The organism is Mycobacterium sp. C31M (assembly GCF_053345865.1).
This window is the reverse complement of the sequence record NZ_JBKFAX010000014.1, coordinates 160,360-173,163: the sequence shown is the minus strand read 5'-3', so window position 1 is coordinate 173,163 and position 12,804 is coordinate 160,360. Positions and strand designations below refer to the sequence as shown.

Annotated in this window: 11 protein-coding genes; 4 read left to right on the top strand and 7 right to left on the bottom strand. The window is 67.4% G+C overall.

Features of this window, described 5'->3' with window-relative positions:
- Positions 1-5 precede the first annotated feature (5 nt).
- Complete coding sequence (gene fgd / locus ACLBYA_RS21595) at positions 6-1,016, top strand: glucose-6-phosphate dehydrogenase (coenzyme-F420) (RefSeq protein WP_447711486.1); 1,011 nt, start codon at positions 6-8, stop codon at positions 1,014-1,016.
- On the opposite strand, the gene ACLBYA_RS21590 is transcribed toward fgd, so the two are convergent.
- Genes ACLBYA_RS21590 through ACLBYA_RS21580 form a run of 3 tightly spaced genes read right to left on the bottom strand, consistent with a single transcriptional unit; the run spans position 919 to position 3,498 of the window.
- Positions 919-1,740 carry a GntR family transcriptional regulator gene (locus ACLBYA_RS21590; protein WP_447711485.1) on the bottom strand — a complete coding sequence of 274 codons (822 nt, stop codon included), beginning with the start codon at positions 1,738-1,740 and terminating at the stop codon, positions 919-921. The two genes, fgd and ACLBYA_RS21590, sit on opposite strands and share 98 nt — an antisense overlap.
- 4 nt (positions 1,741-1,744) lie before the next feature.
- On the bottom strand, positions 1,745-2,509 hold the full coding sequence (fabG, locus tag ACLBYA_RS21585) for a 3-oxoacyl-ACP reductase FabG (protein ID WP_447711484.1): 765 nt from the start codon (positions 2,507-2,509) through the stop codon (positions 1,745-1,747).
- Between the two features lie 8 nt (positions 2,510-2,517).
- Positions 2,518-3,498, bottom strand: coding sequence for a phosphotransferase enzyme family protein (locus tag ACLBYA_RS21580; protein ID WP_447711483.1), 981 nt, complete (start codon positions 3,496-3,498; stop codon positions 2,518-2,520).
- A gap of 141 nt (positions 3,499-3,639) precedes the next feature.
- Here ACLBYA_RS21580 and ACLBYA_RS21575 point away from each other — a divergent pair, with 141 nt between their 5' ends.
- Genes ACLBYA_RS21575 through ACLBYA_RS21565 form a run of 3 tightly spaced genes read left to right on the top strand, consistent with a single transcriptional unit; the run spans position 3,640 to position 8,062 of the window.
- A complete protein-coding gene (locus ACLBYA_RS21575) occupies positions 3,640-4,884 on the top strand; it encodes an aspartate aminotransferase family protein (protein ID WP_447711482.1) in 1,245 nt (414 codons plus the stop codon).
- A complete protein-coding gene (gene pta / locus ACLBYA_RS21570) occupies positions 4,881-6,950 on the top strand; it encodes a phosphate acetyltransferase (protein WP_447711481.1) in 2,070 nt (689 codons plus the stop codon). The genes ACLBYA_RS21575 and pta overlap by 4 nt, the downstream gene beginning before the upstream one ends.
- Positions 6,947-8,062 carry an acetate kinase gene (locus ACLBYA_RS21565; RefSeq protein ID WP_447711480.1) on the top strand — a complete coding sequence of 372 codons (1,116 nt, stop codon included), beginning with the start codon at positions 6,947-6,949 and terminating at the stop codon, positions 8,060-8,062. Before pta ends, ACLBYA_RS21565 begins: the two co-directional genes overlap by 4 nt.
- On the opposite strand, the gene ACLBYA_RS21560 is transcribed toward ACLBYA_RS21565, so the two are convergent.
- From ACLBYA_RS21560 to glnX, 4 genes are read right to left on the bottom strand one after another with little or no spacing between them, the layout of a single operon-like run.
- Positions 8,022-8,234: a hypothetical protein gene (locus ACLBYA_RS21560; protein WP_447711479.1), complete on the bottom strand. Its 213-nt coding sequence runs from the start codon at positions 8,232-8,234 to the stop codon at positions 8,022-8,024. The genes ACLBYA_RS21565 and ACLBYA_RS21560 overlap by 41 nt on opposite strands.
- Complete coding sequence (locus ACLBYA_RS21555) at positions 8,235-10,493, bottom strand: serine/threonine-protein kinase PknG (protein ID WP_447711478.1); 2,259 nt, start codon at positions 10,491-10,493, stop codon at positions 8,235-8,237.
- Positions 10,493-11,449, bottom strand: coding sequence for a transporter substrate-binding domain-containing protein (locus tag ACLBYA_RS21550; RefSeq protein ID WP_447711477.1), 957 nt, complete (start codon positions 11,447-11,449; stop codon positions 10,493-10,495). The genes ACLBYA_RS21555 and ACLBYA_RS21550 overlap by 1 nt, the downstream gene beginning before the upstream one ends.
- Positions 11,449-12,768, bottom strand: coding sequence for a protein kinase G-activating protein GlnX (gene glnX, locus ACLBYA_RS21545; RefSeq protein WP_447711476.1), 1,320 nt, complete (start codon positions 12,766-12,768; stop codon positions 11,449-11,451). The genes ACLBYA_RS21550 and glnX overlap by 1 nt, the downstream gene beginning before the upstream one ends.
- Positions 12,769-12,804: the final 36 nt, after the last annotated feature.

Below are 12,804 nucleotides of genomic sequence, written 5' to 3'. Positions count from 1 at the left end.
TAGGTATGGCTGAACTGAAACTGGGCTACAAGGCGTCGGCGGAGCAGTTCGCGCCGCGTGAACTCGTCGAACTGGGTGTCGCCGCCGAGGAACACGGCATGGACAGCGCCACCGTTTCCGATCACTTCCAGCCGTGGCGGCATGAGGGCGGGCATGCCCCGTGGTCGCTGGCCTGGATGACCGCGGTCGGCGAGCGCACCAAGCGGCTGCAGCTGGGCACCTCGGTGCTGACCCCGACCTTCCGCTACAACCCGGCCGTCATCGCGCAGGCGTTCGCCACCATGGGGTGTCTGTACCCGAACCGGATCTTCCTCGGGGTCGGCACAGGTGAGGCGCTCAACGAGATCGCCACCGGCTACGAGGGTGAATGGCCCGAGTTCAAGGAGCGCTACGCCCGGCTGCGCGAGTCGGTGCGGCTGATGCGTGAGCTGTGGCTGGGTGACCGGGTGGACTTCGACGGCGAGTACTACAAGACCAAGGGCGCCTCGATCTACGACGTGCCCGAGGGCGGGATCCCGATCTACATCGCCGCCGGCGGGCCGCAGGTGGCCAAGTACGCCGGCCGGGCCGGGGACGGGTTCATCTGCACCTCCGGCAAGGGCGAGGAGCTCTACAAGGACAAGCTGATCCCGGCGATGCGCGAGGGGGCCGAGGCCGCCGACAAGAATCCCGATGACGTCGACCGGATGATCGAGATCAAGATCTCCTATGACACCGATCCGGAGGCGGCGCTGGAGAACACCCGGTTCTGGGCGCCGCTGTCGCTGACCGCCGAGCAGAAGCACTCCATCGATGATCCGATCGAGATGGAGAAGGCCGCCGACGCGCTGCCCATCGAGCAGGTGGCCAAGCGGTGGATCGTCGCCTCAGATCCCGACGAGGCCGTGGCCAAGGTCAAGGATTACGTCGACTGGGGGCTCAACCACCTGGTTTTCCACGCTCCCGGGCATGACCAGCGTCGCTTCCTGGAGCTGTTCGCGCGGGATCTGGAACCACGCTTGCGCAAACTGGGCTGACGCCGGCACTGGTCGCAGTCAGCCGCACCCGGTCCGCCCGGAACAGGTCGTAGGCGTACTCGAACGGGCGCGCGCGGTGATCGCGAGTCACCCGGGTGATTGCCAGCAGTGGTTTGCGGTCGGCGATGTGCAACCAGTCCGCCTCGCGCGGGTTGGCGCTGACCACCTCGATGGTCTCGGTGGTGGCGGCCGGTTCCAGCCTGTAGCGCTGCCGGAACAGCTCGTAGATGGACTGGTCCAGCGGTTGCTCCAGCAGGTCCGGTGCGTGCGCGACGACGAAGCAGGACAGGTCCACCGACAGCGGTACCCCGTCGGCGAACCGCAACCGGCGGATCGCGAAGATCTCGGTGTCGGACGGGATCTCCAGCGCGTCGGCCTCGACGTCGGAGGCCGCCCGGCGTTCGGCGGCCAGCACCGTGGTGGCACTGGTATGTCCGGTGCTGTGCAGCCGGGCCGGCAGGCCGATCTGCTCGGCGGCGTTGCGCTGCACCATATCTGCCCGGACGAAGGTACCGCCGGCGCGTCCGGTACGCCGCTCCAGCACCCCGGCCTCGCTCAACGGCAACAGTGCGCTACGCAGAGTGGACCGCGACACCGAGAAAGTCTCGGCCATGTCCCGTTCGGTCCCCAACCGGGAACCGGGTCGCAGCGCACCGCCGGCCAGCATCGCCAGGATGCGTCGGCGCACATCCTCGGCGACCGGTCCGCCCGCGGACTCCTCCATCAGGTCAGGGGCGGACGGCGTCGGGTGACTCCGGCAGCACCTGACCACCGTCCACGGCGATGGACTGCCCGGTGATGTAGCCCGCCTCGCGGGTGGCCAGGAACGCGGCGAGATGACCGATGTCCTCCGGGGTGCCGAGCGCACCGGCCGGGATCACCTTGGTCATCCCGTCGATGTAGTCATCGCCCATCTCGGCCAGGCCTTCGGTGAGGATGTTGCCCGGCAGGATCGCGTTGACGGTGATGCCGTGCGGTGCCAATTCGATTGCCGCCGTTCGCATGAAGCCCAGCTGGGCGGCTTTCGACGCGCCGTAGTGCGTCCAGCCCGGATATCCGGTGATCGGACCGGTGATCGACGAGGTGAGGATCACCCGGCCGTGATCGGCGGACTTCAGCGCGTCCAGGCAGGCCTGCACCGTGTAAAAGGTGCCCTTGACGTTGACGTCGAGGGTCTGGTCGAGTTCGGCGGTCGTCATGGTCGCCAGCGGCGCCTCCGGGAAGATCCCGGCGTTGGCGCACACCACGTCGATTCTGCCGAACGCCTCGGCCACGGTGGCAGCCATGTCCACACAGGACTGCCGGTCGCTGACATCGGTGGTCACCCCGATCACCCGGCCCGCGCCCAGACCGTCCAGCGCGGACAGATCCGTCACATTGCGGGCCGCGACCGCGACATTCGCTCCGGCGCGGGCGAACACCTTCGCGATGCCCAGCCCGATACCCTTGCTGCCGCCGGTCACCACAACCGAACGCCCCAACAGGTCGAACATGTCTCTCCTTATCTCATCCAGCTCTGGTCGGTGAGGTAGCGATGCGCCAGTTGCACTGTGCCGCTTACGAACTCGGGACCGATGGCGATGGCGGCATCGGCATCGGAATGTGAGGCGATCCAGGCGGTGAGTTGCAGCCGCCGCATCATCACGAAGGTTGCGACCATGTCCAGATGATCGTCGGGCAGCGGCCGGACGGCCCGGTAACCCGCCAACCACTGGGCCACCCGCTCTTGGGCCTCCGGGGTGTCCTCGATGAACGACAGTGCCGCGCCGAGATCGGCCAGATGCCAGGACCAGCCGCAATCGTCGAAGTCGATGACGGTGATCCCGCCGGTATCGATCATCAGATTGGCCAGCCGCAGGTCGGCATGCACCAGACCGAATCGGTCTGGTGCGGTGCCGAATTCGGTGATCCGCTCGGTGATGACGGCCAGGGCCCGCTCGATGAGCGTGTGGTCGGCCCGGCCCAGTCCGGGGGCGGCCCGCCAGTTCCCCCAGCGGCCGTGCGGCCCGACCATGGTCTCCAGATCCCAGCGGAACCGGGTGAACCCGTCGGGGCGGCCCCAGGCCATGGCGTGGTCGTGCATGGCGGCCGTCAGTTCGCCCAGTGCGGTGAACCCGACCGATTCCGGGGGTGCCTCCTCGGCGGTACATCCGGGGATGAAGCTGACGGCATCCACGTACAGGGTGCGGTCGTCGACGGCAGCGGCCACCACCTGCTCACCGGACCGGGCAGGCACCAATTCCGGTGTCCGCACCGATGTCTGGCGACGCAGCGCCGACATCCAGGCCAGCTCGGATTCGATGGCCGCCACGCTGTGGTAGCCGGGGCGGTGGACCCGCACCACAAACGGATCGGTCCCGCCGGCCAGGTAGGTGGCGTTCTCGGACAGGCTGAGCAGGCGCAACTCCGAATCCGGATCACGGCCATAGGCGGGTAACGCCGCCCGGGCGAACAGCACGTGGTCGGTCGGCAGTCCGGTCATGCACCCATTGTGCGGCACATAGGCGCACAGAGCAGACCAAATAGCGGACATTAACCGGCACGAAACACGGGTTCGTGCAATTTGACCAATGATTCGGCGTCGGTGACAATGGGCAGACCAGACCAAAAAAGGATGGGCGCGGTGGCCTTCTCCAACATCATGGACTCCAACAGCTATCGGGGCGGTCAGGTCGACGACCCCCTGATGGCTGCCAGGACCCGCGTGCTTGGTCCGGCGTACCGGCTGTTCTACGACAAGCCGGTGCACCTGGTCCGCGGCGAGGGCACCCGGCTCTACGATGCCGACGGGCAGTGCTACCTGGACGCCTATAACAACGTCGCCAGCGTGGGGCACTGTCACCCACACGTGATCGACGCGGTGACAAGGCAGTTGGGTGCGCTCAACACCCACACCAGGTATCTGCACGAAGGTATCGTCGACTATTCACAGCGGCTGCTGGCGAGTATGCCGGAGCAGGTCGATCAGGTGATGTACGCCTGCACCGGCTCCGAGGTCAACGACCTCGCACTGCGTGTGGCGGCCATGCACACCGGCGCCCGTGGCGTCATCGTCACCGCCGAGGCCTACCACGGCAATACCGAAGCGGTGACGGCGATTTCACCGTCCATCGGCGGGCTGACGGCCCTGGGTGAGCATGTCCGCACCGTGGCCCCGGACCTCGCGGATGTGGGTGCGGCGATCGCCGACCTGCAGGCCGCCGGCCACGGTGTCAGTGCGCTGATCGTGGACACAATCTTCTCCTCCGACGGCATCTACCCCGACCCGACGGTGCTCGCGCCGGCCACCGAACTCGTCCGGGCCGCCGGCGGGGTGCTGATCGCCGACGAGGTGCAGCCCGGCTTCGGACGCACCGGCGCCGGGATGTGGGGTTTCGGCCGGCACGGGGTGGTCCCCGATCTGGTCACCATGGGCAAACCGATGGCCAACGGCATGCCGGTGGCCGCCATGGCCGCCCGCGGTGATGTGTTGGCCGCCTTCGCCGAGGGGGTGCCCTACTTCAACACCTTCGGTGGCAACCCGGTATCGATGGCCGCCGCGGCCGCGGTGCTCGACGTCATCGAGGGCGAACAGTTGATCGCCAACGCCGCCACTGTGGGCGCGGCACTGCGCTCGGCGATCGTTGCGCTCGACGATCCGCGCGTAGGTGATGTCCGCGGGACGGGCCTCTACCTGGGTGTCGACCTACCTGACCGGGAGACCGCCCGCCGGGTGGTCAACGGTATGCGGGAGCGTCGGGTGCTGATCTCGGTGTGTGGTGCCGGCGGGAACGTTCTCAAGATCCGGCCGCCGATGGTGTTCTCACTGTCCGACGTCGACTGGTTCATTGCCGAACTCACCGGGGTGCTGGCAAGCTTGGCGGAGTGACCGCGCCCGCAGCTTCGGCCATCTACATCGCCTCGCCCGAGGGCGACACCGGAAAATCGACCATCGCGCTGGGCATTCTGCACCGGCTGGCCGCCACCGTGGCCAGGGTGGCGGTGTTCCGGCCCATCACCCGCCAGGGCGATCGTGACTACATCCTGGAGCTCCTGCTGGCCCACACCACCGCAGGCCTGAGCTACGAGGAATGTGTCGGCGTCGGCTACCAGCAGCTGCACGAGGATCCCGAGGCGGCCATCGCCGAGATCGTGGAACGCTTCCACGCCGTCGCCGAACGTGCCGACGCGGTGGTCATCGTCGGCAGCGACTACACCGATGTCGCAACGCCGAGTGAACTGAGCGTGAACGCCCGGATCGCGGTGAATCTGGGTGCGCCCGTGGTACTTGCGGTCAAGGGACAGGACCGCACCCCGGCCGAGGTCGCCCAGGTGGTCGAACTGTGCCTGGCCGAACTGGCCGCCCAGCACGCACACACCGCCGCCGTGGTCGCCAACCGCTGCGATCCGACCCAATTGGCCGCCGTCGCCGAGGCGCTGAAGGCGCTCGGCCCGCACGGCTATGTGCTGCCGGAGGAACCGCTGCTGGTCGCCCCGTCGGTGGCCGAGTTGCGTGAGGCGGTGGGTGGTGTGTTGACCGGCGGTGACGACGAGTTGTTGGGCCGTGAGGCGCTGAAGGTCCTGGTGGCCGGCATGACCGCCGAACATGTGCTGGAACGGCTGCGTGAGGGGATGGCCGTCATCACCCCCGGTGATCGCTCCGATGTGGTGATGGCCGTGATGGGAGCGCATGTGGCCGAAGGCTTCCCGTCGCTGGCCTGTGTGATCCTCAACGGTGGTCTGCCTTTGCATCCCGAGATCGCCAGGCTGGTGGCGGGACTGGGGTCCCGGCTGCCGATCATCAGCACCGACCTGGGTACATATGACACGGCGCGGGCGGTGGCCTACACCCGCGGCCGGGTCACCGTTGACACCCCGCGCAAGATCGACACCGCGCTGGCGCTGATGGAAGAGCATGTGGACACCGCCGATCTGATTGCCCGGCTGTCGATTCCGATCCCCAGCGTGGTCACCCCGCAGATGTTCACCTACCAGCTGATCGATCAGGCCCGCGCCGATGCGCAGCGCATCGTGCTGCCGGAGGGCGACGACGACCGGATCCTGCGCGCGGCCGGCCGGTTGTTGGCGCACCGGGTGGCCGAACTGACCATCCTCGGTGACGAACCGGCGGTGCGGGCCCGTGCCGCCGAACTCGGTGTCGACCTGTCGGCGGCGATCGTGCTGAATCCGCAGACCAGTGAGCTGTGCGATCTGTTCGCCGAGCAGTACGCCGAGTTGCGTAAGCACAAGGGTGTCACCGTCGATCAGGCCCGCGAGACCATCCACGACGTCTCCTATTTCGGCACCATGCTGGTGCACAATGACATGGTCGACGGCATGGTGTCCGGTGCCCGACACACCACCGCGCACACGGTGCGGCCGTCCTTCGAGATAATACGGACGGCGCCAGGGGTTTCCACGGTGTCCAGCATCTTCCTGATGTGCCTGGAGGATCGGGTGCTGGCCTACGGCGACTGCGCCATAGTGCCGGACCCGACCTCGGAACAGCTGGCCGATATCGCCATCTCCTCGGCGCGCACCGCCGCCCAGTTCGGCATCGATCCCCGGGTGGCCATGCTGTCCTACTCGACGGGCACCTCGGGCACCGGTGCCGACGTCGACAAGGTGCGTGCGGCAACCGAACTCGTGCGGGAACGGGAACCCGAACTACTGGTGGAGGGGCCCATCCAGTACGACGCGGCGGTGGATCCGTCGACGGCGGCGACCAAGATGCCCGACTCGGCGGTGGCCGGCCGAGCCACGGTGCTGATCTTCCCGGACCTCAACACCGGTAACAACACCTACAAGGCGGTGCAGCGCAGTGCCGGCGCCATCGCGATCGGCCCGGTGCTGCAGGGGCTGAACAAGCCGGTCAACGATCTGTCCCGAGGCGCGTTGGTGGAGGATATCGTCAACACCGTGGCCATCACCGCGATCCAGGCGGCACGGCGATGACCACTCGTTCGGTACTCGTGCTCAACAGCGGCTCGTCATCGGTGAAGTACGAACTGCTGGCACCGGATTCGGGTAGATCGGTGGCCGACGGCATCGTCGAGCGGGTGACCGACTACAGCAAGGCGCTGGCAGAGGTGTTCGCCGCGCTGCCGAGCCTGGACGGGCTGGTGGCCGTCGGGCACCGGGTGGTGCACGGTGGCAACAAGCTCTACGAGCCCACCCTGATCGATGAGCGGACCATCAAGACCATCGAAGAGCTGGCCCCGCTGGCCCCGCTGCACAATCCGCCGGCGCTGCTCGGGATCACCGAGGCCCGCAAGGCGCTTCCGGATCTGCCGCATATCGCGGTGTTCGACACCGCGTTCTTCCACGACCTGCCCGCGGCGGCCGCCGAGTACGCGATCGACCGCGGTATCGCCGAGCAGTGGCACATCCGGCGCTACGGATTTCACGGCACCTCGCACCGGTACGTCAGCGAACAGGCGGCGCTGTTCCTGGACCGGCCGTACGGCGAGCTGAAACAGATTGTGCTGCATCTGGGCAACGGCGCCTCTGCCTCGGCCATCCGTGACGGCCGTGCGGTGGACACCTCGATGGGACTGACCCCGATGGAGGGTCTGGTGATGGGTACCCGGGCCGGGGACATCGATCCGGGCATCATCATGTACCTGTGGCGCACCGCCGGGATGTCGGTGGAGGATATCGAGAACATGCTCAACCGGCGTTCGGGGGTGTTCGGACTCGGCGGGGAGATCGACTTCAGGGAGCTGCACAAGAAAATCGACTCCGGTGACGAGGCGGCGCAACTGGCCTATGAGGTCTACATCCACCGGCTGCGCAAGTATGTCGGCGCCTACCTCGCGGTGCTGGGCGGCGCGGACACCATCACCTTCACCGCCGGAGTGGGGGAGAATGACGCGGCGGTGCGCCGCGACGCGCTCACCGGGCTGGCGGCGCTGGGCATCGAGCTGGACGAAGACCGCAACACCGCCACATCCCGAGCTCCGCGCCGCATCTCGACCGACGGGTCGCCGGTGGCTGTGCTGGTGATCCCGACCAACGAAGAGTTGGCTATCGCGCGGTCCTGTTGTGCTGTACTCGACGCTCGGTGATCCCCAGCGCGATCAGCACATCGGCCGCGGTGATCAACAGGCCCGACCAGTACATCCACTTCACATCGTCATTGGGGCTGATCGCGAAATAGAGCAGCAGGAAGATCGGGCCGACAACGCCGTAGACGAACATCTGGCCCTGGATCTTCAGGTAGGACTTGAAGGTGTCCATCTAGAAGGTGCTCATCGGCCGCACGCTGTTGGCCAGATCGACCAGGGCATAACGATGTTCCTGGGTCGGGGCCACCCGCGCCAACCCGCGCAGTGAGGCCTCCACACCGAGTTGCAGTCCGTGCTGGGTGAACGGGAAACCCAGGATGTGGTTGGTGCTGGCGGTGTTGTCGGCCAGCCAGTCCATCGCGGTGCCCAGCACCAGCGCCCGGATCTGCAGCACCCGCGGTTCACTGTCCGGCAGCGCCTCGACGCGGCGTGCGGCACTGCGGATCTGCTGTTCGGACACCTCGTTGATGGAGCGCCCGGACAGCAGCGTCACCGAACTGGTCAGCCGGGCGGTGGTGAAATGCCGTGAGGTGGGCGGCACCTGGTCCAGTGTGCGCACCGCGTCATCACGCTCGCCGGCCGCGGACTGCGCGCGGGCCAGCCCGAAACCCGCCGAGATCACCCCATTGTCGGTGCGCCACACCGTCTGATAGAACCGGCGCTCATCGGAGGTACCGGCCAGCTCGGCGGTGGCGGCCAGCGCCAGCTTGGGTGCCAGCTCCCCGGGCAGGGTGTCCAGCACCTCGGTGAAATACTTTGTGGCCGTGTCATAGTCGGCGGTCAGCAGCGCGGCGACCCCGCGGAACCAGGCCAGCCGCCAGCGCCAGCCGACCCGCTCGGCGAGATCGTCGAGCTTGCGGGTGGCCTTGGCGACATCGCCGAGGTCCAGCAGCGCCCGGGCCTCCATCAATGGCAGCTCCACCGAATCCGACAGGTCGACACCCTCGGAATCCAAGGTGCCGTGCCGCGCAGCCCGCAACGAATCCAGCGTCTGCACCGGTTGGCTGAGCACCGTCGCCGACAGGATCGGCGCACCGACATCGGCGGGGTCCACCAGCGGAACCTGCAGGGCCTTCACGATTTCCGGCGCGGTCAGCTTCTCCGAGTGCACCTGCCCGTCCAGGTACACATCGGTATGCGCGACCAGCAGGTCGACCCCGAACGTCGACCGCGGTGGGCTGAACACGGTGGACAGACCCGACCGGGCCACCCCGGTGTCCTGGGCGACCACCTCGCGCAACACACCCAGCAGCTGACTGGACATCTCCTCGGCGCTGGCGAACCGGCGGTGCGGATCCGGGTCGATGGCGCGGCGCAGCAACCGGGCATATGAATCGTATTTGGCCAGCACCGGGTCGTCGTCGGGCAGCCCGTCGACATACCGGCCCTTGCGGGTGCGCAGGTTCAGGGTCAGCGCGGCCAGCGTGCGGCCCACCGTGTAGATGTCGGTCTGCACCGTCGGGCCGGTCCGGACGATCTCCGGCGCCTGGTAGCCCGGGGTGCCGTAGAGGTATCCGAACGAGTTGATCCGCGATACCGCACCGAGGTCGATCAGCTTGAGCTGCTCCTCGGTGACCATGATGTTCTCCGGCTTGAGGTCGTTGTAGACCAGACCGAGCGAATGCAGATAACCGAGCGCGGGCAGGATCTCCATCATGTAGGCGATCGCCTGCGAGACAGGCAGTTTGACACCCTTGGCCTGCTTCAGCGAGCTGCCGCCGACATACTCCATCACGATGTAGCCGACCGGCTCACCGTGCTTGTCGTCGTGCTCGACGAAGTTGAAGATCTTCACGATGGCCGGGTGGGTCACCTCGGCGAGGAACTGCCGCTCGGCCATCGCGGTGGCCTGGGCCTCGGCGTCCCCGGAGTGCACCAGACCCTTGAGCACCACCGGGCGTTCGTTGACGTTGGTGTCGAAGGCCAGGTAGACCCAGCCCAGTCCACCGTGCGCGATACACCCCTTGATCTGGTACTGGCCGATCACCATATCGCCGGGGGACAGCTGCGGCACAAAGGAATACGGGCTGCCGCAGTGCGGGCAGTTGCCCTCCAGAAGCCCCGTGCGGGCCGGTCCGTCTGGCTTTTCTCTGGTGGCGCGGCCCACCCGCTTGCCGCAGTTCCAGCAGAACCGTTTGGACTCGGCGACCACGGGGTTGGTCATCAGCGCCGTCAGCGGGTCCTTCTCGTACACCCGCGGCACCTCGACCAGCCCACCGCCCAGTCTGCGGACGCGAGAGCGCGGCCGCGTCAGCACGCCCAGCGTGGTGACCGACGGTTCCGTCGACGCCGTCGTGGTCCGGTCGGTGTCGTCGAAATCGGGCCGGTACACCGCCTGGGTGGCCATCGGCCGGATGGTCGCCACGGACTCGTCGTCGAGGTCCTCCAACTCGGCCAGGCCGGCCGGCTGGGTGCCGGGATCTTCGCTCATCAGTTGTAGTACCTCGCCACCGGCGGCGCCGGCGTCGGCCCGAGGACCGTCAACCATTTGCGGTACAACGTGTTCCATGTGCCGTCCCGGCGGATCCGGTCCAGGGTGCCGTTGACGAACCGGACCAGATCCGGGTTGTCCTTGTTGATCCCGATACCGTAGGGCTCCTGATTCATCGACGGACCCACGATGTGTAGGTACGGGTCCTGACTGACCAGCCCGGCCAGGATCGAGTCGTCGGTGCTGACGGCGTCGACCTGCCGCTGCTGCAGGGCCACCAGACAGTCCGCCCAGGTGACCACGTCCACCAGATTCACCGGTGGCTGGATCTGCTGCACGCGCTTGCGTGAGGTGGTGCCCTTCACCGCGCAGACCCGCTTGCCGGACAGGTCCGACGCCTGGCGGATCTGCGAATCGCGGGCGGCCAGTATGCGCTGGTTGGCCGACAAGTACTCGGTGGAGAACGCGACCCGCTCCTTGCGCTCGCAGGTGATGCTCATCGTCTTCACCACGATGTCGACCTGATTGTTCTCCATCGCCTCGATGCGGTCGGCCGAGGACAGGATGCGGTATTCGACCTGTGACGGGGTGCCGAAGATATCGCGGGCCACCTCACCGGCGACGTCGACATCGAACCCGGTGATCTCCCCGGTGATCGGATCCCGGAAGGAGAACAGGTTGCTGCCGATGTCGAGTCCGACGATCAGCCGGCCGCGGTTACGGATGTTCTCCACGGCCGCGTCGGCGTCGGCCGGGTTGGGGAACGGCCGCAGGCTGGCGGTGCGGTCGCAGTCGTCGTTGTTCGGCAGCTCCGGGGTGGGCTCCGGCGGGGCCTCCTCCATACCCGCGGGTGTGGGCGGCGCCAGCGTCACCTCGGGGATCGGGTCGGGCGGCGTGCTCTGCTGGCACCCCGCCAACAGCAGCGCGGTGACGACGAGACCGAGGATTCTGCTCATCAGCGGTACTCGCTCAGCCTCGGCCACAGCCCCAACATCACCGCGATGGCCGCGATGACCGACAGCGCGGCGGCGCCGACCGTGGTTCCCGACAGCACCCGGCGCGCGTTGACGATGTCGGTGCGCAGCTGGCTGCGGCTCTCCTCGATCGCCTGGGACAGCGCCGCGTCCAGCGTCCCGAACGCCGGGGTGGAATCGTCCTCCCCGGTGCCCAGCGCCACCTGGGTTGCCGCCTGATAGTCGCCGACCGAGATATAGGCGTTGATCCGGTCGTTGGAGGCCCGCCACTTGCGCAGCAGATCGTCGGCGCCGGCCAGATCGCCCTTGTCGATGTCGTTGTCGGCACCCAGATACGCCGTCAGCTGCTGAGAGATGGTGTCGATGCGCTGATAGTAGGACTGCTTGCGGACGTCCTCGTCCCCGCGCCGCACCAGCGCCAGTGTCTCGTCAGCGCGCGCCTGCTGCGCGGTGATCTGCATGGTCGTCACGGTCTTCAGCGACTGCGCCGCAGTGTTTTTCGCGCTGCGGCTGTCCGCGGTGGAGATGACCAGTGCAGTGCCCACCCAGACCACCATAATCAGCACCGCCAGGCCACCGGCGACAAAACCCATGTTGATCCGGCGCCGCGTCCGCTTGCTCAACCACCGGTTGGCGAACAGCCCGAACAGGATGGTGGCCAACACCACCAGGATCACCGGCGCCGGGATCCGGGTCGACGTCGTCGTCTCGGTGTCCACCCGCGCCGAGGTCGCCTCGTACAGCCGTTGCGCCTCGGGCAGGATCTTGGTCTGCATCAGCGCCGAGGCCTCGGACAGATACGACGAGCCCACCGGGTTGCCCGCCCGGTTGTTGGTGCGGGCGGTCTCCACCAATCCGGTGTAGACGGCCAGCTCGGCATTCACCCGGCCCAGCAGTTCGATCATCGGCTCGGTGGTCAGACCGGCCGAGGCCCGGGTGACCGCCACCGAGGCGTCGGTGATCGCCTGCTCGTAGCGCTCGCGGACATCCTGGGGTTCGGCCCCGGCGATGAACGCGGTGGCCGCGGCGGCATCGGCGACCGACAGCGTGGTGTACAGCTGCCCGGCCGCGAAGGCCAGCGGCTCGCTGTGGTCGAGCACCGTGGTCAGTGCCTCCTGGCGATCGTTGATCGTCGTCGACGTCGCGAACGCGCAGGCGATCACCAGAGCGGACAGTACGACGCCGATGGTCAGGATGCGGCCCGGGGTGGTCCACATGAACCACCACCGCGGATGCACCGGGTTGGTCGGCGAACGTGATGCCAGCGGTTCGGTCGAGGGGTGCGCCAACTCCACGGTCACCTGACGCGAACCTCCTCTGCGTTTCTAAGAAGTCTA

Coding starts and splice junctions, on each gene's coding strand:
- fgd (WP_447711486.1), top strand. CDS start 6: ATGGCTGAACTGAAACTGGGCTACAAGGCGTCGGCGGAGCAGTTCGCG.
- ACLBYA_RS21590 (WP_447711485.1), bottom strand. CDS start 1,740: ATGGAGGAGTCCGCGGGCGGACCGGTCGCCGAGGATGTGCGCCGACGC.
- fabG (WP_447711484.1), bottom strand. CDS start 2,509: ATGTTCGACCTGTTGGGGCGTTCGGTTGTGGTGACCGGCGGCAGCAAG.
- ACLBYA_RS21580 (WP_447711483.1), bottom strand. CDS start 3,498: ATGACCGGACTGCCGACCGACCACGTGCTGTTCGCCCGGGCGGCGTTA.
- ACLBYA_RS21565 (WP_447711480.1), top strand. CDS start 6,947: ATGACCACTCGTTCGGTACTCGTGCTCAACAGCGGCTCGTCATCGGTG.
- ACLBYA_RS21560 (WP_447711479.1), bottom strand. CDS start 8,234: ATGGACACCTTCAAGTCCTACCTGAAGATCCAGGGCCAGATGTTCGTC.
- ACLBYA_RS21555 (WP_447711478.1), bottom strand. CDS start 10,493: ATGAGCGAAGATCCCGGCACCCAGCCGGCCGGCCTGGCCGAGTTGGAG.
- ACLBYA_RS21550 (WP_447711477.1), bottom strand. CDS start 11,449: ATGAGCAGAATCCTCGGTCTCGTCGTCACCGCGCTGCTGTTGGCGGGG.